A 23,689-nucleotide genomic window follows, 5' to 3' on the forward strand; every position below is an offset into this window, starting at 1 on the left:
TCGGACGTGGGCGTGCTGATCGCGCTGCGTGCGGCGCAGGGCCTCGCGGGTGCGCCGCTCGTCCCCCTGGCGCTGAGCATCCTGCTCGGCGGCGCGGGCGCGCGCGGCGGCACGATCCCGGTCTCCGCCGCGCTCGTGCTGTTCCTCGCACCGGCGCTCGGCCCGAGCCTGGGCGGCCTGCTCCTCGCCGGCGGCGACTGGGAGTGGATCTTCCTGGTGAACGTCCCCGTCGGCGTGCTGGGCGTCGCGGCCCTCGTGCGCGTCCCGCGCGGGGTGGGGTCGCCGCCCGACCCCGGGGCGCGGTTCGACCCGGCCGCCTTCGCCGTGCTCGCCGTCGGGCTCGTCCTCGCGCTGTTCGGCGCGTTCGAGGCGACCGCGTCGGGGTGGGGGTCGGTCGACGCGGCCGGCAGCCTCGTCGCCGGCCTGCTCCTGCTGGTCGTCTACGTCCTCTGGGCGCCGCGGCGCGCCCATCCACCCGTCGACTTGGCCATGGTGCGGACCCGACCGGCGGCGCTCGGCCTCGGCCTGCAGGTCGTCTGCTCGGTCGTCGCGTTCGGCACGGTCTTCCTGATGCCCGTCTTCACCGAGTCCGTGCAGGGGCACACGGCCGTGCAGACAGGTGTCGCGCTGCTGCCGCAGGGGGTCCTCATGGGCGTCGGCACGTGGGCGGGGCAGCGCCTGGCCGCCCGGGTGCCGCTCCGCACGCTCGTGACGGGCGGGTTCGTGGGCCTCGCCGGGGCGAGCCTGCTGCTCCTGACGCTGGACCTGTCGACGCCGCTCTGGGTCGTGGCCACGATCCTGTCCGGGAGGGCGCTCGCCGTCGGGCTGGTCACCACACCGCTGCTGGTGGCGCTGCTGGCACCCCTGGCCGAGCACCAGCTCGCCGACGGGAACACCCTGTTCAGCATCGTCCAGCGGGTCGGCGGGTCCGTCGGGGTGAGCGTCCTCGCCGCGGTCGTGGCCGGGGCGACGACCCCGGCCGTCGCGGTCGACCGGTTCCACGTGGCCGGCGGCGTCCTGGTCGCCCTCGCGGCTCTCGCGGCCGTCGGGTCGCTGTTCCTCCGGGAGGTCGGTCCGACCAGGCGCCTGTGACCTCCCGGCACCGGGCACCGGCGCCCGGAGTCGCCACCAGGACCGGACGTGCCCGCCGCGGTAGGTCCGCGTCGCGGGCACGTCCGGTCTCCGGCCCGTCGACGGCCTCGCCGCGCCGGGGTCAGTCGCCCTTGACGTTGACGAGCTGGTGCAGGACGTGCCGGACCTCGACCAGGTCGGCGGCGTCCGCCATCACCCGGTCGATGTCCTTGTACGCCGCGGGGATCTCGTCGAGGAACGCGTCGGTGTCCCGGTACTCGATCCCCGCCATCGACTCGCGGAGCTGGTCGCGCGTGAACAGCTTCCGCGCCGCCGTCCGGGAGTGCTCACGGCCCGCACCGTGCGGCGACGAGCACAGCGACAGCGGGTCGCCCTTGCCGACGACCACGTACGACGCGGTGCCCATCGACCCCGGGATCAGCCCCGGGTCACCGGCGCGGGCCCGGATGGCGCCCTTGCGGGACACCCACACGGACTTCCCGAAGTGCGTCTCCTGCTCCGTGAAGTTGTGGTGGCAGTTGACCCGCTCCGCCTCGACGACGTCCTCGCCCATGTGCTCGGCGACCGCCGTGACGACCCGGTCCATCATCTCCTCGCGGTTGAGGCGGGCGAACTCCTGCGCCCACCGCAGCTCCCGCACGTACGCCCAGAACTCGGGCGTCCCCTCCACGAGGTACGCGAGGTCCCGGTCGGGCAGGTCGATCCACCACTTCGCGCACAGCTCCGCGGCGACGCGGATGTGGTGCTGCGCGATCTTGTTGCCCACACCGCGCGACCCCGAGTGCAGGAACAGCCACACCGTCCCCGACTCGTCGGCCGTGACCTCGATGAAGTGGTTTTCCGCTGGATGACGCCTGACAACCCTTGGTCGATCGTCAACCGGGAGAAGCGCCCCTCGCCCGCACGAATCGTCTAGAGAGCGCGAGCCTCTGGTGCCCGATCCCCGTCACGCGGAGTTGCCTGCGAGCGCACTGCAGGTGAGGAACGCTCCGAAGGCGCTCCAGATTCACCCCACCGGAGACGTATCTGCACGTCACGTCGCTGCCCCTGTCGGTGGGCGCTGCGATGATGCCCACGACCACCTCTGGTGGGCCGCGAATCAGGCGACGAGGAAGGGAAGCGTGTGGACATCGCCGACTGCGTGACTCGCAATGTCGTGCTGCCGGATCGGCGGTACGCGGGACTTTGGGACTCGATCGTCACCCCAGTCGAGGTGAAGTCGCGCTTGCTGCACGCGGCGCTGCTCAGTGGGCGCCTCCGTGGTGCCCTCCCGTTCGATGTGACCGCGCTGCACGGTCTCGCGCTCCTGACGGGTCCGCCCGGCACGGGCAAGTCCACGCTCGCGCGTGGGCTGCCGTCGAAGGTAGGTGAAGCGCTCGGCGGCACACGCGTCCGTTTCGTCGAGGTGAACCCGCACGGGCTGATGAGCGCCGAGCACGGCCAGAGTCAGCAGCGCGTGTCGAGGTTGCTCACGGAGCACATCCCCCTGCTGGCCGACGACCGGCTGCCCACCATCGTTCTCCTCGACGAGATCGAGACGATGGCGGTGGCACGCGGCGCCGCATCGCTGGAGGCCAACCCTGCTGACGTGCACCGCGCGACGGACGCCGTCCTCACGGCTCTGGACGACCTCGCAATCTCCGCCCCGCACATCTTCATGGTTGCGACAAGCAACTTCACTGATGCCCTCGACTCGGCGCTGATGTCCAGAGCGGACGTCACGCTGCACGTTCCGCTACCGGGGCAGGATGCGATCGCGACGATCCTGACCAACACGCTGAGCGGGTTTGCTGAGCAGTTCCCAGGCATCGCGCGGCTCGCTGCGTCGCCGGAGATCAAGACGATCGCGGCGACGCTCGAAGGCGTCGACGGGCGCGCCGTGCGCAAACTCGTCACCGAGGCTCTCGCGATGCGGATCGAAACCACGCTGAACCCCGGCGACCTCACCCTCGACGACCTGTCGGCCGCCGCGCGAGCTCTCAACGTGACCCGAGAGCAGGGCGGGCCCAATGCATCGCACTAGAGAGATTGCCTCCAGCCCGTATCGGCCCGCACGTGAGGCGTGGCAAACCGCCAAGGACCTGATCGCGGCGACTCTCGAACGTAGTCCGAGCGTGCCTGTGGGTTCGGTTGCCGATGTGCTGGCGCCCCTGGATGGCGTCGTCTGTGCGCTGATCGCGGCCGGTCACCTCGACGCCCGACCGGCCACCCTCGTTGACGGCGGCCTGCACGTCGACCTGAGGTTCGTCTCAGGTGACCCCTCATTCGGCGTCGAGGAGAACCTCGCTCCGGTGCCCGGAGGTGCCACCGCCACTGTGGACTGGAGGCTCTACATCAACCCCCCGACGCACATGGCTGCCGCCGTCGACGCCGCCTGCGCCGCGTCGGTCCACCTCGTCAGAGGGGAAGCTCCGGCGGTCATCGACTCGGAAAGCGCGGCGCGGGCGGTCCAGTGGGAGATCGACGCCGACTCGCTCCGGCGCATCAACGGTGCGCCATGACGTACACGAGCGCGCACACAACCACTTACACCCGGACCCACACCGCGACACACCTTGCCGACGTCGTGATGTCGTCCATTGCGGAGATCCTCGCCACGCTCGGCATCGACTCCACATCGCTCTACCGGGACTGGCAGCAGGACGCATCGGCCATCTCCGCATGGATCGAAGAAGGGTCCCTCGCCGTGGTGGTCTTGGAGTGCACGCGTCCATCCGGTGTCACTGATCCGATCTTTGAGTTCGCGGTGACGTACACAGCCGGCGGGTACGGCGACAAGAAGTTCACGGCAGACAACGCGTCGTTGATGAGGTACGCCGCGAAGTTGAAGGCGGTGCCCTCCGGGACGACGTTCCGGCTGTTCTGCACGTTCAGCGGTTCGCACTCCAGCCAGCCGGGCTGGTCCGCTGGCACACGCGCGTCGACTGACGGGCTCCGCACCCGCACGATCGGCACGCTGGCGGGCGGGCCGCACGGAACCGCGACCACTCGTCTGCTTACGAGTTGAAGGGCTACCTCGAATCTCATGTCTGTCGTTGACGACGCGTTCGCCGGACTGAAGTCCCGGCTTGAGATCACGGCGACCGAACAGTCGATCGCCCAATCCCGGCACAAGCTCATCCGCGACCATGTCCGCGCGAGCTGGGAGGTGAGCGACGACTTCCTCACTGGGAGCTACGACCGCCACACCAAGACGAAGAAGCTCAAGGACGTCGACATCTTCGTGGTCATCAAGGCGGATGGCGCGCAGGCGAGCCTGCGTCAGGGGACGGGAAAGGCGGCCGTCAACGCTCTCGCGGATGTGCTGCGGACGAAGTGGCCGGACGTGTCCACGGATGACACCGTGGCGACGGTCTCCTACGCCGGCGAGGACGTCGCCTCCTACGAGATCGCGCCGGCCTTCGAGGCGAGCGTCGGCTACGTCATCCCGAACGGTACGCAGTGGATGGCGACCGACCCGGGGGTACACGCCACACTCGTGACGGCCAAGAACAAGGAGTGCGGTGGCAAGTTCGTCCCGCTGATCAAGATGATCAAGGGCATCAACCGGCAGGCCGGTGAGCCGATTCAGCCTTCGTTCCTGCTGGAGGTCATGGCGCTCGCTCTCGTCGACGCGCCGCTGGGCCGTTACCAGGATGAGGTGCGATTCTTCCTCGCGTCGGCGGCCGACCAGATCCTCGATGACTGGCCGGACCCTGCGGGACTGGGAAACGGTGTCAACGCCAGCAGCACGTCCTGGGACCGCAGCCAGCAACAGGCGGCACTCAAGTCGTGGCTCGCCACCGCGGAGTGGGCGATCGACCTCGAGAACGACGGCAAGGATCGAGCTGCGGTCGAGAAGTGGCGTGAGCTGTTTGGCGACCGAATGCCGCGCCCCTAGCGTCTCCTCCGAGACGGAGTTCCCGCGCTGGCCGAGGGCTGGCCCTCCGCGAGGTCCAGACTTTCCCTACAGCGACACCTGACCGGACGACAAAGGTGACAATGCACGTCTCGATCGCGGTTGCGCAGAACGACCCGCACGCGCAACGACTCCTGGCCGCCCAGGCCCGCATGTACAGCCAGGCGAAGACGATGCAGCACGCTCGCTTTCTCGTCGTGTGCGTACTGGCCGCCGGCACCGTCACCGCCGCTCTACTGGCATCCGACGTCCGCAGCGTGATCGGCCTGGTGGGAGGGGTCATCACGTTCGTGTGGTCTCAGCTCGGCGGCACACGCGAGAAGCGCGTCGTCAAAGACGCCGCAGCGGTTCAAGAGCAGTTCGACACGTACGTGTTCGAGCTGCCGTGGAACGATCTCGGTCCGGTTGACCGAGTCGATCCAACTCGGATCGCGATTGCGGCCGCGAAGTACCGAGGGAACCGGACTGTCGACTGGTACCCGGCGACCGGCGCCGTCGCCCGCCCTCTAGATGTGCTCATATGTCAGCGCAGCAACCTCGGGTGGGGCGCGGTCGTCCACCGCATGTACGCCGCGCTTCTGATCGCAACGCTGATCCTGCTCGTGGGCGCGGGCATCGGTGTCGCGCTGGCGGCAGGGCTTTCAGCCGCCGAATGGCTCGCCGCGGTCGCGGTCCCGCTGCTCGCGCCTGCCCGCGAGATCCTCGACCTCGTGCGTGCGAACCGCGACAGCGAGGACACCAAGCGGAAGGCTGAGTCGAAGATCGCCGCGCTCTGGCGAGGAGCCATCACACGTCAGGCCGCAGTCACGGTTCAGGACTGTCGCGTCGTGCAGGATCGGCTGGTTGCGATCCGGCTCTCGAACGCGCACGTGCCCGACTGGCTCGACCAATGGTGGCGGTCCCGCAACGAGTTGGCGATGCGGGACACAGCAGACTCGCTCATAGCTGAAGCGACAAAGGCGGGCCTCGTCAGCCCCGGGGCATAGTCGCTGGCGCAGTGGGAAACTGCCGGCGTGCGAACCTGCGCCAAGGCGTTCTACGTGGACCAGGCCACGGCGCACGTTGCGCTGGCGAGCATCCACGCGAAGGCGGCCAAGAAAGGCAAGGCCGCGCCGCTCCCGTCGCGGGCCTACCCGTGTGACGTGTGCGACGGGTGGCACCTCACATCGAAGGCCGTCACGGGTCGTAAGCCGCCTTGGGACCGCATCCCCGACTGGGTTCGCCCGGAAGGTACTGCGCACCTTCAACAGCGGTCGGCCGAGGTCGTCACCGGGTCGCGCCGTCAGCGGAAGCGGGGAGCGCGCTCGTGACCGACCCGAGGGAGGTGAGCCCCTGAGGTCGCCGGCTTCTGGGACGTGGGCTGCCCGGCGATGGTTCAGGTGCCGGTGACTTCTGCCGATCTGCTGCACATGCGGGCGTCGGAGGGCGGTGTCCCGCCCGTGACGGACGGGGCGACAAGGTGACGAGGTGGATCGTGCGGCGGTGGGCACGCTACGGACACGAGCGGCTGTACGCGGAGACGCCTGGAGGGACGGCGCTCGGATACCTCGACCTGAAGACGGGCCGGTTCCACTCCGACGACCTGTCGAACCTGCCGCTGTTGAAGGCGGCGATCAACGACCACCTGGCATCTCAGCCGGGTGCTGCCTTGCCGGGCGCCATCGGTGTGGCGCCAACGGCGACGTGCGAGCCGTCTTCGGCCGACGCGCCCCCGGCGTGGTCCGATCTCAGTGGTGCGCGTCCCGGCAGCGCGGCCCGCGAGCAGGCCGTCGCTGCACGGGCCGCTCAAGGCCGCTTCACGGGCTTCCTCGCCCGCGTCTTCGACGTCAGGACCGAGGAACGGGCGTGGCGGATCGGCGCCGACGGCGAGGAGGCGGTCGCGGCGCAGATCGCCACACTCGGTCCGCAGTGGCGAGCCCTCCACGCCGTGCGGGTGGGAAAGCGGGATGCAGACATCGACCACGTGGTCATCGGCCCGGCGGGTGTGTTCACCGTGAACGCCAAGAACCACCCGCACGCCTCGGTCTGGGTCGGCGGCGACACATTCATCGTCAACGGCCAGCGGGTGCCCTACGTCCGTAACAGCCGCCACGAGGCAGGTCGCGCGTCGCGGTTGCTTACCGAGCACGCCGGCTTCCCCGTCGGCGTCGTGGGCGTCATCGCACTGGTGGGTGCGCACCGCGGCTTCACCGTGAAGCAGCAACCGCGCGACGGGGCAGTGATCGTCGTCGCCCGGCGGCGACTCCGCGCGTACCTACAGGGACTGCCCGCCCGCCTCGACGCCGGCCAGGTCGACGCGATCGGCGACATCGCCCGACGGTCCACAACCTGGCGCTGAGTCAGCTGGTCGAGCCATCCAGCGTCTCGCCCTCGTTAGATGGTGCTCCGGTTCGCTCGCGCACACGGCGTTGGCGTTCGGAGACCGCGACGCCGACGCCCACCGCTCCGAAGAGAGCACCCGCCACGAGTAGGGCCCAAAACCACGGGCCCCCGAGTCGGATCCCGAAGGAGAGTCCTCCGGCCTCGAAGCGGAAGGTCTCATCACCGGGGCCGCTGAGGGCTGAGCCGATGCCCGCCATGATCCCGATGGCGACGGCGAAGAGCGGAATGATGTTAGGGACGATTGCCCGTCGAAAACTGGATTGGGCAGCTCGAGCTGCGCGCGCGTGGAGCAACTCGCGGATCTGAGAATCGAGGTCCGCGGCCAGTTGAGCCCGCCCGGCCGCGTCCTCGGGCAAGTGCTCAAGTAGTTCGGCGTCGGACCGCGCTCGCGCCGTCCGACGGGCGTCGGCTGATAGCGCCGGGATGCGGGCGAGGATCCAAAGCACCACGCCGGCGACGATCGCCCAGAGTCCATCTTCCATGAGGTCATCGTTGCGGGTGCGGACGCTTCTCCGGGAGGCCTCAGCACGGGATCGCTGGGTCGTTGTCGACATGCACGCACGATCCGAGGCTTGTTCGCCCCGACTGCTTCGGAGCATCCGCCGGGGGGACAACTAGGTGTGAGAGGGACACCCTGGTGAGGTTTGGACATCTCAGACGAGTCCACATGTAGCGCGACCGTCAGGTTGTCTGCGCTCGCCACCGGACGTCTTGCCGAGCGTCTTGGGGACGGGGTGGGGCGTACACCGCGAGGACGCGCCTGAAGTCCCACGTCACGACCTCGACGCGCCCGTCGAACGCATCCGTCAACTCTGGGATGAACCGCTGCACGGCTCGGCGAGACCAGGGCTGCCACACCTGGATGTGTCGCGACTGGAAGAGGTCATCGTCGCCCTCCATACGTAAACACAGTTCGAGATCCACGGCGCGATGCTACTCATTGTCTGTCGACTCATAGGCGTCACGTTCGTAGCGTCACGGCGTGCTCGCCGAACTCGCTCATCAACGCCGCAGGGCGTTCGGTGCGCGGCTACGGGCGATGCGCGAGGCGCGCGGGCTGACGCAGGAAGGGTTCGCACACGACGTCGGCTTGCACCGCACCTACGTCGGATCGGTTGAGCGAGGCGAGCGAAACGTCTCGCTCGACGCGATCTGGCGTCTAGCCGAGGGGCTCGGCACGACTCCCGCAGCGTTCTTCGAGCGCTGAGCGCGCGACCATCGGCAGGTCCGTGCCCTGTTCGGATCGTTGCTGACTCACAGCCTGGGCGCCGGCGTGGCAACCGATGCTGAAGGCGTTGCGCGCCTAATCGAAGTGCACCAACCTCGGGTCTACGACAGTTTCAGCGACCTGCCACCACTCATGTTCGGACGACTCGGACTCGTCGTCGTGACGGTAGGTCGTGACGCTGACGCTCCAGCTCCAGGTGGCGGGCTCGTGACTAGCGTCCGGGCTGGTTCGCGGGCCAGCACACTGGTCGCACCCATCTACGCGCTGGTTTCGGTGCTCGTCGCACTCCTCAGACCACTGGTCCCACCATGCGCCGGCGCTGGTGAGGTAGCCGACGGGAGGCCAAGACAGCTTCACGAAGTCCCGGGGGTCCAGGAAGCGAAGGTAGTCAGACAGGTAGCTGCGGAGCGCGTCCATGCGGTGCTGGTCGGACCAAGCCATCAGAGGTTGGACCGCGCGGTCCTCCGGTGGGTCGACGTTGTCCCACGCGTCTTCCGTCCGGTTCCATGCGTCCGCGTTTCCGCCGGTCGGGTCGTCGACGACGGGCGGGAGCGGGACCGGAAAGTCGCCGGCAAGGAACTCGTCCCATAGAGGCGTCGGGAGGCTCTCGCGTGCCGACTTGATCACCCGTGCGTCGGGCGAGGCCACGGTCTGCCAGGCGCCAGGAGGGATGTCCTCGCCGATGTCCGTGATGGCAACGTTGATGCGAGCGCCCACCTCGGGGGTGAGTGGCCGGATGGCGATGAGCCCCTCAAGAAGCGCGTCGACGGAGCCTTCCGACTGCGCGCGCTCCGCGAGCACCACTGCCGCGCAAAGGTCCAGCCCGGCCCGAACGCCGTCGAGCACCGCGGCCGGAGGCAAGTCAACGAGGCTCCGAAGGAGATCCGCTGGTTCCACTCTCGAGGGCGACGGGGCAGTGGCGAGCATGTCGAGTGCCGCTGGGCTCCAGCCGGCGCGGTGAAGTTCCCCGATCAGCACTACCTCCTCGGTGCCGAGCGCACCGATTGCTTCCGCCCATCGGTTGACGTACCAGGGCTCGAGCGCGTGGTCCCGGGCCAGCGCCGCGCACACGGGGAGGACGTCGAGCGGAACCCGGAGCTCGCACCAGTGCCGGGCGTCTGCGTGTGAGAACCTGCAGGCGCGCCAGACGAGAGACCACTCCAGCGCGTTCGGCGCCTTCTGGCTGCGTCGCTCCGCGACATCGGCCGCCAGCGCCTGCCACTCCGCCCGGGCATGCCCATCATGGCCGGCGGCGCGCCAAGCTCGTGCTTCCTCGCTCATGCAGCCTGTCCTCCTTCATCTGAACTCAACGGGACCTGCCGGCGTCCACTGCGTCCGGCGCCTCAGGCGTCAGTCCGCTCCCCGAAGGCCGCCGACTCGAACGAGGCCAGGGCTCCGTAGGCGGCCGCTGGCAGGTCGCGGAGGTGTCGCTTGACTGCCTGGAACGAAGCGATGAGGGCAGACCAGGTCTCGGGATCTCCTGGTACGGGCACGCTGATGTTCTTGGCGCCATCAAGGTAGAGCCGCCGGCGCACGGCCCCCCGGCTCTCCCGGTCGATCTCGGCACGCCCTCGCTCGCTCTTCAGAAACGTGAGCAGGTATTCGTTGTCGAACGGTGCTCCGGGCTTCAGTCTGAAGAGCATGTAGTCGGGGCTGACCCAGCCTGTCTCCTCCTCGCGCCGGCATAGAGCAATCGAGCCGACGTTGACACGCATCGGGTTGTAGACGAAGTCTCCGACCTCAAGACGCCGATACCGGCTCTGGTCTTTCGCGGGTGCGCCCTTGAACGGTGCGAGTCCGCCATCGTTGCTCACGCCGACAAGCCGATCCGGCGTGGCGGATCCAGCTCGCGCACCGGACTCCTCGATCCAGGCGTCGAGGGTGACGGTGGGCAGCAGCGGGTAGTCGGCGAGCGAGGCATTGGCGTCGACCAGCGACTGGGCCAGGTCCAGAAGCGTCGCCATGCGGCCGCGCACGTCTTCAAGTCGCTCGTCGGCGTTCGACCCGTCGGTGACCGAGCCGGCAAGCGGCCATGGGATGTCTAGGTCGAACCCCGAGGCCACGATCGTGTCGTAGTCGACCTCCCACGAGTAGGTGTCCGGTACGCCGTCGATGATCCACCGCTCGGCACCCTCGAGAACGCTCTGAGTCAGAGGATTCGTCTTGCTGTAGGAGCGCTTCTTGGGCGGCGGCGGCACCTGGTAGTAGCGGATCGTCTCGGTGCGCCCACCCTTACCGAAGAAGATCAGGTTGGTCCGGGTGTCGGCCGCTGTCGGGAAGACACCGGTCGGCAGGCGAACGATGGCGGTCACGTTGAACTCGTTGATCAGGCGACGCCGGACGGTCGAGAAGCTCGTCTCGGTCCGATAGAGCACTCCGTCAGGCAGGACGATCGCCGTTCGCCCGCCGTCGGCAAGTCGAGCCATGCAGTGCTGCAGGAAGAGCAGTTCGGTCGCCGCAGACTTGCTGGGGAAGTTCTGCTGCACCTGCGGGTTCTCGGTCCCGCCGAACGGCGGGTTGGTCATGATGACGTTGAACTGCTCGCTGGGGCTGAAGTTTCGAGCGTCCTGCTCCAACGTGTTGCGGCGAACGATCTGCGGGTCTTCGACGCCGTGGAGTACCAGGTTCATGGTGCCAACCAGGGCGGCGATGTCGCCGGCTTCCTGACCGTAGAACGTCGAGTGATTGAACTGCTCACGCTGTTCGGTTGTCTTGAGTGAGCCCTCGATGTGTTGAGCCGAGCCCACGAGGAAGCCAGCCGAGCCGCAGCACGGGTCGTACACGCGTTCGCCGAGCTCCGGGTTGGCGATCCGCACCATGCTCTCGACGACCGGACGTGGCGTGTAGAACTCGCCGGACCAACCGGCGTCGGAGGTCTGAGCGAGCAGTGATTCGTAGATGACGCTCATGGCGTGGTGGTTCTCAAGTGCATGGAAGTCGATCGAGTCGACGATGGCGATGACTTCCTTGAGTGAGTAGCCGGACTTCATCACAGTCCGGATCTCGGTGAAGATCGCGGCGATCCGTTCGGCGCGAGGGCTGCCTGACATCTCCCGAAGATGCGGAAGCAGATCGCCAGAGACGAAGTCGATCAGCGCGTCACCAGTCAGGCTCGACCGGGCCCAGGTCGCCCAGCGGTACTGCTTCGGGAGCAGCGGGTGGTAGGTGGTGCCATCGATCTCGGCGACCATCTCGTGGGTCTCCTCAACCGCATCGAACACCTTGAGGAACAGCAACCAGGTGAGCTGCTCGAGGTACCGAAGTGCATTCTTGGTGTTGTCGTCCGCGCGCATCTTGTCTGAAGCGGACTTGATCTTGGCCTGCAGGGCGAGGAGGTTCATGCGTCCATTTCCGTAGCGAAGAGTGTGGACTGAATGTCCGCGAGCAGAGCTCGAACGTTCTCGGGTCCGCCGATGCGCTGAGCGACACCGAGCACGCCGCCCCACTTGGTCGTGAACGGCGCTACGCCGAACACCTCGCTGGTCGAGACCTCGTTGACGCCGTCGATTCGGAACTTGTCCAAGACCGAATCGAGGAAGCCCTCGGGCAGATGCGGATGGCGCTCCATCAGATGCGGTCGGGCGGCAGCGGCGCGAGCGTCCCGGCTCATGGGCGCCGCGTCGAAGGCGACGGTCGCGAGCAGATCGAACGTGTCGACATCGCCGCGACCGAGGACGATCTCGAGGACCTCGCGTGTGATCTGGCGTCCGGCCAAGAACTCTTCGAGCTGCGCCCGGGTTGCGCGCGACTGCCATGTCACGCGCAGGTCCTCGTTCGTCGGCACCATCTCGCGGACTGCCGCGCGAGCACGTGTGAGGTACTCGGAGCTCTGGAGAACGCTTCCGTCGCCGAGCTCGACCTCGACCTCGGCAGCGATCGTGACCTCGACCCCTGAGATGCGGATCCGGCGGTCAGCGTGCGACGGCTGCCGCAGCTCCACGAGGAGCTCTGCGGCGCCCGGGTCGGTGGTGTCTGCACGCAGCTGGCGGCGCGTGTATCCGCGCGCCGTCACGTAGACGTCGACAACGGCACCGGGCAGACCCTCAACTCGGAACTCTCCGTTCGGACCCGTGCTGGCTTCCGCGAGAGCGCGTCCCTGCAGGCGGACGGAGATGGCTGAACCGGCGATCGGATCGCGAGTCTCGGCGTCGACCACGGTGCCGGCGACGACCAGCGCGCCCGTGAGGGGCCCCTGGATCGGGGGCTGCGTCGGGAGGTCCCAGTCGTCGAACAGTCGAGTGGCGTTGGTGTAGTCGATGATGCGGAAGAACTGCTTGTTGGTCCGGGCGTCGAGTCGGCTACCGCGCCCGATGATCTGCTTGAACATCGTCACCGAACCGATGGGCTTCATGAAGACGATGTTGCGGACGGACGGCGCGTTCACACCGGTCGACAGCAGATCCACCGTCGTGACGACGATGGGCTCAGAGCTGTCGGACAGCTGGAACTGCTCTAGAAGCGGCACCGCATCGCGCTCCTCGCTGACGATCCGGGCTGCGTAGAGGTTGCGGCCCGTCTCGGACCCGAGGAGCCGCTGCATCTCGTCACGGACCAGTTCGGCGTGCTCCATGGTCACGCAGAACACCATCGTCTTCTCCAGTGCGCCGTGAGTTCGCAGGAAGCCAGCGAGATGCTCACACATCGTCCGAGTTCGGTCGGGCACGACAAGCTCACGCTCGAACTTGCGCATTTCGTAGGTATCGCGAGCCGTCGTGCCTTCGGGGACGATCAGCTCTGCACCGCGCTCCAGGGCGTCGTGGATGACGAGCCCCTCGTCGACTGACGTCTTGACCCGTGTCACCTTGTAGGTGGCGAGGAAGCCGTCGTCGATGCCACTGCCCAGGGAGTACTCGTAGATCGGGCGAGGCTGACCGTCCTCGCCCAGGTTCTCCGAGGCGAAGAAGGCGTAGGTGTCGATCGAGTCGTCCTGCTTGGGCGTCGCCGTCATGCCGAGGTGGAACGCGCCGGAGAAGTGCTCGAGGATGGCGCCCCAGTCGCCGTACCCGCTCCGATGACACTCATCGATCACTACCAGGTCGAAGTAGTCCCTCGGGTAGCCCTCGAAGACGCGGCCGCCAGACGCGGTCTCGGCGTAGAGCGACTGGTAGATGGCGAAGTGGACGTCACGCTGGAGGGGGACCTCGCCGTTGACCACGACTCCCCGTCGGTCTCCGAGGCCACCGAACTCGTTGTAGGCCTGGTCGCGCAGGGTGATCCGGTCGGCGATGAACAGGGCGCGCTTGAAGTACCCCGAGGCCAGCAGCTTGTGCACGATGTTGAAGGCGATGAAGGTCTTGCCTGTCCCCGTCGCGAGCGAGAGCAGCGTCCGATTGTGTCCGACGAGGATCTCCTCCAAGACTGCGCTGACGGCCCGCTCCTGGTAGTAGCGGAGAGAAGGAGCCCCAGGCAGCGAGAAGGCCGGCTGCAGGAGGGGATTGGGGACCGTCTCGCCGTAGGGGTTCGTGACTTCAACGCCTCGCCAGGCGCGGCCGTCCTGCCACCGCGTCAGGAGCTCCGCCGGCGTTGGGAAGGCCGTGAGTCGCCGGGTGGTGGCGGTGCGCAGGTCCTGCTCGACGATCTCGCGGCCGTTGGTCGAGAACGCGAAGGGTGCCCCGAGGTCGGTCGCGTAGGCAAGTGCCTGCTGCATGCCTGCGCCGGCCGCGTGAGATTCCGGCTTCGCCTCGATGGTCGCGAGAATTGGGCCACGAGGTTCGCCGCGCAGCACGTAGTCGGCGAACTGTGGGTCATCGCGAACGGGCTGCTCGCCGAGCAGTCGAACTCGGCCAGCTCGGTGCGCGTACTCGCGCTCGATCAGAGCGTCGCGCCAGCCGGCGGTCACCAGCATCGGGTCGATCAGTTCGACCCTCGTCTCTTGCTCACTCCGCGTCATGCTCATCATTATTGCACATGACCCCCACCATCAGACCATGCTGGTCCGATGGTGGGGGTTGGCGGCGGCCGATCTCGATGCTTCTGACGGCACGACGTTGCAGCCGCACCCGGGTGGTGTAGCTCAGGATCCGGTAGGCCAAGGGCGCGCTCCCTCGCCCGAAGTCTGGACCATGGTTCGGACATCGCTCCGGCTGTCGGGCTCCGCCACGGCACTCGTCCGCGGATCCTCGATGTTCATGGTGGCCAGGTTGACGACGACCCAGCTGCCGGGTGTGTATTGCTGGTCGAGCGAAACGACTACCGTTCTTGACCCATTGGAATGGTGCAGCACTTGAGTGTGCCTTTGATGCCAGTGCCCATGAATCGCGAATGCGGGCCTGGTTGAGTCCACGACGGAACGCAAGAGGTCGCGCTGCGCCTGGGAACGCAAGCGGGAGCGCTCGCTCAGCCTCAGTCCTCGGAGTCGTACACCTGCGGGCGCGTCATGTGTGAGCAGGATGTCAAGCGTGGCGGGACCTAGGCGATTGACGTCCTCAGTGGTGGCCTCCTCGAGTTCGGCCCAGAGGTTGACCCCTTCCGTTCGGCGGTCGCGGTCGACGGAGTAGGCGCCGCCGACCGCGCCGAACGACCGACCTTCCCAGTTCCACCGCGCACCGCGCGGGATGTAGAAGATGTGCTGAGCGATGCGGGCGAACCCATCTGACGCGACAGGGACGGCGCGAAGTCGAGCGTGCGGGTCGTGGTTGCCGTCGATGAACGCGAACCGAACGTCGTGCTCTACACATGCCCGCTCGATGTCGCGAGTCGCCGCGTCACCTCTGCCGGGCCACAGCAGACCGCAGTCCCCTACCTGAAGGACGGTGTGGATGCCCCGTGCAGCCACCTGGCTGATGATCGACTTCGCCCAACCCGTCTGCCCGTCGAGGTCGCCGAGGACCGCGATTCGGGAGGTGCCGTCCACGTGAGCACGCACCGCGGGATCCCAGCCGATGCCGGTTCGCCGACTTGGGGAAGGGGGACGACGGTCACTCATCTTGTGAATGGTGGCGCAGATGAGGAGATGTAGCGGTATCTAAATCAGTCTAAGAAATCGCTTAGAGACGGCTCGACGGAACCGAGTCGACGCTCGGGCCGGTGCAAGCCGATCATGAACAGGCGCCATGGCCTCATTCGCGCGGGGCCGGCGCTCGGTGCCAATGCCGGAGTCTCTGCGATGCTGGGCGCGGCGGTGCGGTCTCAGGCGAGCGACACGGACTTCGATGCGGGGTGAACGCAGCATGGCTCACGGGGATGGCGTCACGATCTACGAGGTTCATGATGGGCCGGACATCGTGGCCGAGTACGCCTCGGAAGCCGCAGCGTCGCAGCGCCGTGACGAGTACGTCGAGCGCTTGTATGGCCCGGATCTCGCCGACGCCAACGCCGTCGTCGTTCGATCCCGGTACATCACGTCGACGTTCGTCCCTCTGCCAATCCGTGACCCGCAGAGCGCCGAGGGGACCCGGGAGCAGGAGGTGCTTCGTGAGATATTCGGCCAGGATCGAACGGGCTGATCCGACACACTGCCACCCGGTGGCCGGCTGCGGTACGTGGCGGAACCCGGTCGCTCGCGTGGTCTAGGAGGACGGAGTCGCCAGCTGCGGTCGCGGCAGCGAGATGACTTCGCGGCGGCGCAGGCGCTCGCGCTCCGCCGCGAGCGATGCCTCTGCAAGCTGGAGGTGGTGCAGTGCGCGGTCGCGTTCGGCCTCTGCCTTCTTGCGCTTGTCGCGCTCTTTCGAGAGGGCTCGTCGGGCTTGGTCGAGGTCGGCGGTCAGCCGTGCCTGGTCGGAGTCGGGCGCCGGCTGCCACCTCTCGCGCAACTGCGCCACGAACTCGGTCACAGGCTTGTGATCCTTGTTGAGCGCTTGGCGAGACACGCCAGCAAGGCGCGCGACCTCGCTGACGCTGGGACGCTTGCCGCCCACCACGAGAGCCAATGCTGCAGCTGTCGCCCGCAACCGGGTTGGGGTGCTGGTCAGCACACCCAGATCGAGCTCGTCGAGGTCATTCATCTCGTCTCTCCGTGGATCAGGACTCCGAGGTCTCGCTCGATGACCGCGACGTTCTCGAGCGCACGTTCGCGCACCAGCGCCGGCATGCCCCGGTCCCGGGTAATCGCGAGCAGCCGGTCGTGCTTGACCCGGTGGGCGGCGAGGCTCGTGGTCACCGTCGCGTGATTCAGGCACTTGTTGGGCTGGCACCGCGCTTCGACCGGTGACCCAGTGTCGGCGCCACACAGCGCGAGCTCTGGGTCGAAGTCGCACCAGCCGAACTCTGTCAGGCGGATGCTGCGGGCGTGGCGACGCAGGGCGATCCGGAGTCTGCGGTCGTCTTCCTCGACTCGAGGCTCGCGGGCCAGCGCCTCCTGCACGGCCGCGAACATGTCCCGCTTGCGACGCCCGTCGGGCCCTGCGGGAAGCACCGGAGTGCGGTCCGCTTCGACTGCCTTCTCCCAGGCGTGGTACTCGGGAACCATCGCGTCGACGACGACCTCTTGGTAAAGTTCGGACACCTCCTCGTACAACTCGCGCTGACCGATCGCGACCGCGTCGGGAGCAACTCGGAAGTAGCCGCCCGCCGTCTCAGGGTGCTGCCACTTGAACTGCTCCATCGCGGCTTGTGGGCCTTGTGGCCGGCTGGAAACGATGCGCGCGAAGGTTCGTCGCAGCTCGCGTCCATCGGGCTTGATCAGAGCGTTCAGCCACGCCGCTCGGGGCAGCTCGGACGCTGCGGTGGCCGACGGTCCATCGTCCTTCGTCGGCAAGTCGGTGACGATGCCGCGTCGCACAAGCTCTTGGCCCGCGCGGGCCATCATGTCGATGGCGCGCTCCATCCTCGCCGTGACCTTGGCCCCATCGCGCAGCCCGTGCACGGCCCGGCGGTCGAACAGCGCAACCTGCTTGGTCGCCGCGTGAAGGCGGTCTTCGGGTACTCCCTTCACCTCCAGAATCCGGGTGATGACACGCACGGCATCCGAGACGATCGGGGGGACGAGCCACTTCTCCTCGCGCGGCCGCTCCAGCCCTTTGACCAGATAGCTGCGCAACAGCCACCTCGTCGTTCCAGCAATGTCGATCCGTTCGAGCGGGTTGTTCCGGGGAACCGCCTCGATCTCGGAGGCGCGCATGCCCGTGAACGCGGCAGACAGGAACATGCACGCGCCAGCCACTTGGCCGAGCAGGTCAGGGGCTTGTCGCACGACCGCCTCGTGGTCGAGCCAGACCACGCGTTGGCCCGCGACATCGGTCACCTCCACCGGGTCCGGGACCTGACCCGCACGAACCGCTTCATGCGCGTCGATGAGCTCGTCAGCGTGCTGAACGAGGAACATGCCGAGCGTGAGCCACGGGCCGAGGACTGTCGACACCGACAGTGGGGCGGTGGAGTTGACGCGGCGACGCGCGGCGGCCACCCCGCCGCCCAGGCTCAGAGCGCTGACCCCCGGCCACGGCTCGATTCTGAGCCGGTCGATCTTGGGGCTCATCGCGCGTGAGTAGAGCGCGAAGGACTTGACCGCGCTGATGCGTCGGTAGTCGGGTGCCAAGCCGGAGCTGTCTTTCCAGTCGTCGAAGTCGGTCTGCGTTACGGCTCGGAGGCTGCCAGCGCGAGCCGCTAGCCAGCCGAGGTCGATAGTCAGGCCGCCGACCCACCGCTCTACGGTTTTGACGTCCTTCGGCTTGCGGCCCGCGAGCTCGGTCGTCACGTCGAAGTGAAGGTACGGGCGCGTCGCAAGGACAAAGAGTTCCTTCATCGGGTCCCGCAGCCACGTCGGCAGGCCGTCGAAGTTGAGATGCCGGCGAACGGCGGATGCGGTGTCGGGGTGCCCGGTGGTGTCCCACCTGTCGTCGTCGAACGAACCTGTGACTGGCTCGGCCAGCACGTCCGACAGCGCGCGCCCGGAGAACCGGCTCGCCGAGCGCCGTCCAAGAGGCAGTGCAGTGACGGTCACGAGTAGACCTCCTTCAGCCGTGCCAAGCGGTCTCGAGCGGCGTCCATGTCGGCGACGGCTTCGGATTTCGCGCGGTCGGAGAACCGCGAGAGCACGTGCGCGACGCCCAGGTCCACACCACCCCACTGGTTCACGAACTGCTCGGCCGGGAGGTGAGCGCGCTCGGCCTCGATCGTCTCGCGCAGCGCCAGGATCACCGGAAGGTGCGCGCGGGTATGGATGGCGTTCCGGCACAGCAGGCAGGCGAACGGCGTCTGGTGGCACAGGGTTCCCACCGCCTGACCCGGGGCGTCGCGAGAGTTCCGACAGGTCACCGTTCCGGAGTCGTCGCCGCCGCCGCGCACGATCCGCCTAGCGGTCGCGATGTCCACACCGTTATCAGTGAGCAGCTGTACCGCGTCCTCTGGGCTCATGCCGTCATCGATGACCAGCTGGGAAGCGCGGACCAAGCCGAGCAGATCGTCTTGCGCCTCGGCGATCAGGGCCCGCCGCTCCTCCAGGCTCACGGCCGCGCTTCGGTACATCGACCACGAACTCAGCCGCGAGTGGTTCGGGTCAAGCTGACCCGCTACGCCAGGGCCAAGTGCACGTTCAGAACGCACTGCCCACGTCTTCCGCATGCGACGTGTGCTCAGTCGCAGCGAGGCTCCCCCCGGCCCTTCGATGGCCTTGTGGCCCTCCTGGACCAAAGCGCGGCTGGGAACGTACGTCAGCACCGGCATCCGCACCGTCTTGTCGCTAGTGCGGTCGTTGCGCGCACGTGAACGCCAGAGCCACAGGTGCTGCGTACCCGTCCACCGTCGCGCGGGCCCGGTGAGGTGGATCCATCGCTCCAGGACCCGTCCACCACTCCAGGTGCCTACGGAGTTCCCGCGCCGGCTGACTGCCCGGTCCGCGCGAGCCTTGACACCTGTGATCGACATGACCGACGAGTCGCCGGGGAGGCGGCGCACGTCGGTGACGTCCATGCTCGCCAGTACCTGCCCCTCGGCGCCGTACTCGTTGATGACGAGCAGCGTCGCCGCCAGCGCGTCCTGCACGTCCGGGAAGAGGGCCTCGAGGGCGCCGGTGCGGCCCGCTCGCCTCGACGTCTCCGGCTCCTCGAACCCGTGTGCGACGACCCACGCGGTCCACCAACGGCGCTCGTCCTCTTCGGTCCCGTCCGCCGCCGGCAGCGGACGGTCGGCAAGCACGCCCGCTGCGGCCCGGAGTGCCTGCTCGTCGGTCGCCTCGGGAGGAAGGCCGAGCAGCGACAGCGCCGAGTTGCGGCGGGCGAACAAGGGCGCGAGCCGGGACTTGCACCAGTCGACGATGCACTCCAGCTCAGCGTTCGAGTACGGCCGGGAGGGCCGTGCGTAGCCGTACAAGGTCAGGTTGCCGAGATACCGGACGAGGTCGTCGTTGCCCGCTGCCAGCGCCGCGTTTAGAAGCAACTTGCGTGCCAGCACGATCCGCACGGGCACGGGACTGGTGAGCGCGGTGAACAACGCGGCGTGGACGGCGGGGACGGCGAGGGTCGCCACATCAAGTGGCTCCGGAGCGGCGATGGACAGCCGACTGGCTACGAGCTTCGCGGCCTGCACGTACATCCGACCTGAGCCCGGACTCTTCAAGCTGCCGCCGCGATCGACGAACAGTGGCAGGGTCGCATCGCGCAGTTGGCGTCGCAGCGGCGAGTTGGGGATCGGCGTGAAGTCGAGGAGCGCCGAGTGACCGTCGGATGTGAGGAGGATCCCAAGCGGCACCTCGGATGGCGCAGACATGAGTCCGCGATGTGGGTCTCTCATGCCGTGGCCTCCCGTGCTGCCGGGTTGTGCTCGGGATCAGCGTTGACTGACAGGAGAAGGTTCCACAGTGCGGTGTGCTGGTAGATGGACGAGGTCTGAGGCGACGCGTGGCCCAACGACTCCTGGACCAGGAGGTTTCTGCTTTCGCGGGTCACCATCTCGCTCCAGGCCGGCTTGCGGCCGTTCGCTGCGGCGAACGCGGAGATGTGGTCCTTGCCGTGCGCCAGGAAGTACGTCAGCTCCGTGGCGTACGTATGCCGCAGGTGATGCATGGAGTACGTCCACTCCTGCTCAGGCCACAACGCTGAGGTCCGCCGGCCTGCGAGAGACAGTGCGTCGTTGAGCGTGGTCGGGTCTATCAGAGGCGCCCCGTTGGCCGTCTTGTGGTTCAGCAGCACGAGCGGGGACCCGCCCCCTGGCAGCACCAGTCGGCGCCGCACCGCGAGATCGAGGTCGCGCCACCTGCGAGTCACCGCTCGGCCGTCGACCAGGTACGTCACTTCGCGACGTCCCGTGTGCTCGATGACGATCTCCAACGGCCGCTCTGGGCGCCACGTCGCGCCTCGGGCGATGTCACGGCGGTCACCGTCGACATAGGCGTGGACCAAACGCAGCCACTCCGAGAACGCGATCACGCGCCGCCCGACATCGCCCTTGGCGGTCTTGTCGGCGACCGCGAGCGGCGTGAACCCGTCTGGGTGCGCGCGGGGAAGCTCGAAGATCGTGAACGCCAGAACCTCGCTGTGGCGCAACCCGGCACCGACACCCAGCCCGAAGCCGGCGGCGTTGCGCTGGGCGGTCCCGTACCCGGTGAAGGACGGGTCTGGGCTGCCGTCAGGAGCAAGGCCCAGGATGCCCACGCGCAAGAACCGGTCGATCTGGTCGCCTGGGATCGGTTCACGCTCCGAGCTGCTGCGCCGTCCGCCGCCTAGGCCCGCGAGCACCTCGACCGATCCGTTGCGCGTCTGCACTGTCTTGAGGCTGAACGGCATAATCGGGATCCGCCCGGTGCGGACCGCCCACCGGTAGAAGTGTGTGATCGCCGCACGTCGCTTGCCGAGCGTCGATGCGGTGTCGCCGACGGGGTCCGCGCCGTCGTCCTCAAGATCCGGACCGGTGCACTTGAGCTGGTACGTGCGCAACAGCTCGTTGCCGTTGAGGACCACCTCATCCGACAGCAGCCCGAGGCCGAACCCGTCCTCGAAGTGTCGCGCGAGACGCACGACCTCACGGGCGTAGGTCTCCCAGGTCTCGGGCGCGTGCGACGAAGCCAGACCCTGCAACCACTGGTTTATGTCGGTCGCCGGTCGCTGGTCGCCGTCGAACACCGTCGGCAGCCCGGCCGCTCGGATCGCCAACGGATCCGGTGTGAACGAGGTGTCGCCTGCGTACTCCGGGCGCCACTTCACGATCCTGAAACTCAACGGTTGCCACCCCCCGGTCGCCAGTGTGGGGGATGGCTCCAACGGCAGTTCGCGCGACGCGCGGAGCCTCGTCAGGTTGTCAGTGGGAATCTCCCGGGGGGAAGTGGTTCCCCGACCCCAGCGACCCGAGCTGCAGCGCCCACCGTCCCAGGTACGAGCCCGGGTCGAACTCCGCCCGCGCGGCGGCGTCCTCCAGCGTCGCGACACGCGCCTGCGCGCTCGGCGTCAGGCGCTGGTTCGCCGCGCCCGCCGACAGCGGGACCGTCCGCTCGATGCACTCGCGCAGCGGCGTCAGGCTCCCCGCCGCGCGCAGCTGCTCCGCGGACCACTGCGTGCGGACCGCGATCATCCCGCAGCCGATGTCGACGCCGACCGCCGCGGGGATCAGCGCGCCGAGCGTCGGGATCACCGAGCCGACGGTCGCGCCCTTGCCGAGGTGCGCGTCGGGCATGAGCGCGACGTGCGGGTAGACGAAGGGCAGGGTGGACGTGGCGATCGCCTGGTCCCGAGCCTTGTCGTCGAGGATCGAGGCCCAGGAGACCAGCGTCTTCGTGAGGTGCTGGCGTGTCATGGTGGGCGATCCTGGCAGCGTGTCCCCGGGATGTCGCCCGGTTTCGGCCCCGTACGCGCCCCGGGACGATTTCCCCTCCCCGGACGGGTGCCGCGTCGCTAGCGTGACGCGCATGAACGGTCGCCCCCCGGTGCAGGTCTTCCTCGGCGTGCTGCTCCTGACGTTCGGGGTCGTGGCGCTGCTCGTCCAGCTCGACGTCATCACCGCCGACCTCGGCCAGATCGCGGCCGACTGGTGGCCGCTCGTCGTCATCGGGATCGGCGTCGCGGCGCTCGTCACGGTGCCGCGGGCGTGGGTCGGGCCGACGCTCATCATCGCCGTCGGGACGCTGTTCCTGCTGCAGACGCTCGACCTCGTCGAGTTCGACGTGTGGGACGTCCTGTGGCCCGTCGCGATCATCCTCGTCGGGCTCGCGCTGCTGACACGCGTGGGTCGCAATCACGACCAGGACGACGTCGTGAACTCGACGGTCGTCTGGTGGGGGTCGCAGCGCCGCTCGCGGTCGAAGACGTTCCGCGGCGGGAGCCTCACGGCGCTCATGGGTGGCATCGAGCTCGACCTGCGCGACGCGGACATCGTGGGCCGCGCCGAGATCGCGGTGTTCGTCATGTGGGGCGGCGTCGAGATCAAGGTGCCGCCGACGTGGCGCGTGCACGTGAGCGGCCTGCCGCTGCTCGGCGGGTGGGACGACAAGACGAAGACGCCCGCCAACCCCGACGCGCCGCAGCTGCTCGTGCACGTCACCGCCGTGATGGGCGGTGCGGAGGTCAAGCCCGCGAAGGTGCTCGACGCGAAGACGCTCTAGCGGTCCTGACCCGCAGGGCTGCCGGGGACCGGCACGTCAGAGCAGCGGCTGGCCCTGGCCCACGACGACGGGGCCGCCGACGCCGCGCGGACCGCGTGCCCGGCCGTCGCCGTGCGGGCGCTCGGGCAGGTAGGCGTGCCCGACGACCATGCTCGGACGGCCCGGGTCGGACGCCTCGATGAGGACCGCGGGGGCGTCCACGCCGTCGAGGCGGCCCTCCCAGCCGACGACGCCGCACACCGCACCGGAGTCCCGCACCCACGCGCGGGCCTGCTCGGCCGTCTCGGGACCGCCGGGGAACGACTGCACGACGCGGTGCCGGCCGTCGTGCGTCATCGCGAACGTCACGAGCGGCGACTCGCCGCCGAGGACCGCGTCGAGCGCGTGCTCCAGGGCGCGCAGACCCAGGTCCTGCGCGGTCGGCGACGGGGGCTGCGGCAGGTCGCCGGGGGTCCGGTACGCGGATGAGGCAGGTGCGCCGGACGGTGCGCCGCCCGCGTCGGACCTCGCGTCCTGCGCGGCGGCCGTCCGGCGCGGCAGCGCGGCACCGGCGGCCGGCGGGCGCGGCTGCGGGACGTCGAACGCCGGGGTGGGCGTGGTCGCCCAGGGGACCTCCTCGGGC

The 23,689-nt window shown here is 68.3% G+C and carries 20 protein-coding genes and 2 pseudogenes; 10 read left to right on the forward strand and 12 right to left on the reverse strand.

Annotation, left to right across the window (positions count from 1 at the left end; translation table 11 throughout):
• Window positions 1-1,092, forward strand: a 1,092-nt coding sequence (locus CBZ_RS05580; protein ID WP_130780601.1) for an MFS transporter, incomplete at its 5' end; no start/stop codon positions are given.
• A 121-nt stretch (window positions 1,093-1,213) separates the two neighbouring features.
• On the opposite strand, the pseudogene CBZ_RS05585 reads toward CBZ_RS05580, so the two are convergent.
• Window positions 1,214-1,930: pseudogene (locus CBZ_RS05585) on the reverse strand (RtcB family protein); the annotation flags it as partial.
• 285 nt (window positions 1,931-2,215) lie between these two features.
• Between CBZ_RS05585 and CBZ_RS05590 the strand changes: the two are divergent.
• The 6 genes from CBZ_RS05590 (at window position 2,216) to CBZ_RS05615 (ending at window position 7,328) form a co-directional block, all read left to right on the forward strand.
• The gene (locus CBZ_RS05590; protein ID WP_218022715.1) at window positions 2,216-3,115 is read left to right on the forward strand and encodes an AAA family ATPase; all 900 of its coding nucleotides are present in this window, start codon (window positions 2,216-2,218) and stop codon (window positions 3,113-3,115) included.
• A complete protein-coding gene (locus CBZ_RS05595; RefSeq protein ID WP_507762207.1) occupies window positions 3,102-3,593 on the forward strand; it encodes a CBASS system Cap8 protein in 492 nt (163 codons plus the stop codon). Before CBZ_RS05590 ends, CBZ_RS05595 begins: the two co-directional genes overlap by 14 nt.
• Window positions 3,590-4,099 carry a hypothetical protein gene (locus CBZ_RS05600; RefSeq protein ID WP_130780603.1) on the forward strand — a complete coding sequence of 170 codons (510 nt, stop codon included), beginning with the start codon at window positions 3,590-3,592 and terminating at the stop codon, window positions 4,097-4,099. Before CBZ_RS05595 ends, CBZ_RS05600 begins: the two co-directional genes overlap by 4 nt.
• An 18-nt stretch (window positions 4,100-4,117) precedes the next feature.
• Complete coding sequence (locus CBZ_RS05605) at window positions 4,118-4,972, forward strand: CBASS oligonucleotide cyclase (RefSeq protein WP_130780604.1); 855 nt, start codon at window positions 4,118-4,120, stop codon at window positions 4,970-4,972.
• A gap of 101 nt (window positions 4,973-5,073) precedes the next feature.
• Window positions 5,074-5,976 carry an S-4TM family putative pore-forming effector gene (locus CBZ_RS05610; protein ID WP_130780605.1) on the forward strand — a complete coding sequence of 301 codons (903 nt, stop codon included), beginning with the start codon at window positions 5,074-5,076 and terminating at the stop codon, window positions 5,974-5,976.
• 473 nt (window positions 5,977-6,449) lie between these two features.
• On the forward strand, window positions 6,450-7,328 hold the full coding sequence (locus tag CBZ_RS05615) for a nuclease-related domain-containing protein (RefSeq protein WP_218022716.1): 879 nt from the start codon (window positions 6,450-6,452) through the stop codon (window positions 7,326-7,328).
• A gap of 1 nt (window position 7,329) precedes the next feature.
• Here the strand turns inward: CBZ_RS05615 and CBZ_RS05620 are convergent, their stop codons facing one another.
• Entirely contained in the window at window positions 7,330-7,926 is a 597-nt protein-coding gene (locus CBZ_RS05620) for a hypothetical protein (protein ID WP_130780606.1), read from the reverse strand.
• A 428-nt stretch (window positions 7,927-8,354) separates the two neighbouring features.
• Between CBZ_RS05620 and CBZ_RS05625 the strand changes: the two genes are divergently transcribed.
• Entirely contained in the window at window positions 8,355-8,579 is a 225-nt protein-coding gene (locus CBZ_RS05625) for a helix-turn-helix domain-containing protein (RefSeq protein WP_246013085.1), read from the forward strand.
• Between the two features lie 96 nt (window positions 8,580-8,675).
• On the opposite strand, the gene CBZ_RS05630 is transcribed toward CBZ_RS05625, so the two are convergent.
• The 4 genes from CBZ_RS05630 to CBZ_RS05645 all read right to left on the reverse strand — a co-directional run bounded on the left by CBZ_RS05630 (window position 8,676) and on the right by CBZ_RS05645 (window position 15,453).
• On the reverse strand, window positions 8,676-9,881 hold the full coding sequence (locus tag CBZ_RS05630) for a hypothetical protein (protein ID WP_130780607.1): 1,206 nt from the start codon (window positions 9,879-9,881) through the stop codon (window positions 8,676-8,678).
• Between the two features lie 62 nt (window positions 9,882-9,943).
• Window positions 9,944-11,941 (reverse strand): N-6 DNA methylase, encoded by a 1,998-nt coding sequence (locus CBZ_RS05635; protein ID WP_130780608.1) that lies wholly within the window; start codon window positions 11,939-11,941, stop codon window positions 9,944-9,946.
• The gene (locus tag CBZ_RS05640; RefSeq protein WP_130780609.1) at window positions 11,938-14,499 is read right to left on the reverse strand and encodes a type I restriction endonuclease subunit R; all 2,562 of its coding nucleotides are present in this window, start codon (window positions 14,497-14,499) and stop codon (window positions 11,938-11,940) included. The genes CBZ_RS05635 and CBZ_RS05640 overlap by 4 nt, the downstream gene beginning before the upstream one ends.
• Window positions 14,500-14,613: 114 nt before the next feature.
• On the reverse strand, window positions 14,614-15,453 hold the full coding sequence (locus CBZ_RS05645; RefSeq protein ID WP_165446670.1) for a metallophosphoesterase family protein: 840 nt from the start codon (window positions 15,451-15,453) through the stop codon (window positions 14,614-14,616).
• A 316-nt stretch (window positions 15,454-15,769) separates the two neighbouring features.
• Between CBZ_RS05645 and CBZ_RS05650 the strand changes: the two genes are divergently transcribed.
• A complete protein-coding gene (locus tag CBZ_RS05650; RefSeq protein ID WP_130780611.1) occupies window positions 15,770-16,045 on the forward strand; it encodes a hypothetical protein in 276 nt (91 codons plus the stop codon).
• Between the two features lie 63 nt (window positions 16,046-16,108).
• Here the strand turns inward: CBZ_RS05650 and CBZ_RS05655 are convergent, their stop codons facing one another.
• The 5 genes and pseudogenes from CBZ_RS05655 to CBZ_RS05675 form a co-directional block, all read right to left on the reverse strand.
• Entirely contained in the window at window positions 16,109-16,543 is a 435-nt protein-coding gene (locus CBZ_RS05655) for a hypothetical protein (protein WP_130780612.1), read from the reverse strand.
• Window positions 16,540-18,480 carry a hypothetical protein gene (locus tag CBZ_RS05660; protein WP_130780613.1) on the reverse strand — a complete coding sequence of 647 codons (1,941 nt, stop codon included), beginning with the start codon at window positions 18,478-18,480 and terminating at the stop codon, window positions 16,540-16,542. Before CBZ_RS05660 ends, CBZ_RS05655 begins: the two co-directional genes overlap by 4 nt.
• Window positions 18,477-20,225 (reverse strand): hypothetical protein, encoded by a 1,749-nt coding sequence (locus tag CBZ_RS05665; RefSeq protein WP_130780614.1) that lies wholly within the window; start codon window positions 20,223-20,225, stop codon window positions 18,477-18,479. Before CBZ_RS05665 ends, CBZ_RS05660 begins: the two co-directional genes overlap by 4 nt.
• Before the next feature lie 38 nt (window positions 20,226-20,263).
• On the reverse strand, window positions 20,264-21,676 hold the full coding sequence (locus CBZ_RS05670; protein ID WP_130780615.1) for a site-specific integrase: 1,413 nt from the start codon (window positions 21,674-21,676) through the stop codon (window positions 20,264-20,266).
• Window positions 21,677-21,791: 115 nt separating this feature from the next.
• A pseudogene (locus tag CBZ_RS05675) lies at window positions 21,792-22,262 on the reverse strand (RtcB family protein); the annotation flags it as partial.
• A 112-nt stretch (window positions 22,263-22,374) separates the two neighbouring features.
• Between CBZ_RS05675 and CBZ_RS05680 the strand changes: the two are divergent.
• Window positions 22,375-23,067, forward strand: coding sequence for a LiaF transmembrane domain-containing protein (locus tag CBZ_RS05680; protein WP_130780616.1), 693 nt, complete (start codon window positions 22,375-22,377; stop codon window positions 23,065-23,067).
• A 36-nt stretch (window positions 23,068-23,103) separates the two neighbouring features.
• On the opposite strand, the gene CBZ_RS20760 is transcribed toward CBZ_RS05680, so the two are convergent.
• Window positions 23,104-23,689 (reverse strand): hypothetical protein (locus CBZ_RS20760; RefSeq protein WP_373862138.1); only part of this gene is annotated, 586 nt, incomplete at its 5' end.

It is taken from the genome of Cellulomonas biazotea, assembly GCF_004306155.1.
In the GTDB taxonomy this organism is placed as follows: Bacteria; Actinomycetota; Actinomycetes; order Actinomycetales; family Cellulomonadaceae; genus Cellulomonas; species Cellulomonas biazotea.